This window comes from Microbispora sp. NBRC 16548 (assembly GCF_030268985.1).
GTDB classification, from domain to species: Bacteria; Actinomycetota; Actinomycetes; order Streptosporangiales; family Streptosporangiaceae; genus Microbispora; species Microbispora catharanthi.
This window is the reverse complement of record NZ_BSSF01000075.1, coordinates 1-491: the sequence shown is the minus strand read 5'-3', so window position 1 is coordinate 491 and position 491 is coordinate 1. Positions and strand designations below refer to the sequence as shown.

Sequence of the window (491 nt, the reverse complement as noted above, 5' to 3'; positions counted from 1 at the left end):
CACACCATAACTCGCAGGCTCATTCTTCAAAAGGCACGCAGTCACATCACAGCCGCCCGAAGACGACTACGCTCCTACGGCTTGTAGGCACACGGTTTCAGGTACTATTTCACGACCCCTCACCGGGACGCTTTTCACCTTTCCCTCACGGTACTCGTTCACTATCGGTCATCAGGAAGTATTTAGGCTTACCAGGTGGTCCTGGCAGATTCACACAGGATTTCTCGAGCCCCGTGCTACTCGGGAACACTCCCAACAGTCGGCAAGATTTCGCCTACCCGGCTATCACGGTCTACGGCCGCCCTTCCCAGAGCGTTCGACTACCCCACCGATTTCTCACTGCCTGAAGAGACGGCGGTCTCCTCCGGAAGGTCCCACAACCCCGCACACGCAACGCCCGCCGGCTATCACACGCGCACGGTTTAGCCTCCTCCGCTTTCGCTCACCACTACTCACGGAATCACTAAATTGTTTTCTTCTCCTACGGGTAC

Annotated in this window: 1 rRNA gene; it reads right to left on the bottom strand. The window is 56.6% G+C overall.

The annotated features are described in order from the left end of the window. A 23S ribosomal RNA gene (locus QSK36_RS43090) occupies positions 1-491 on the bottom strand; the annotation flags it as partial.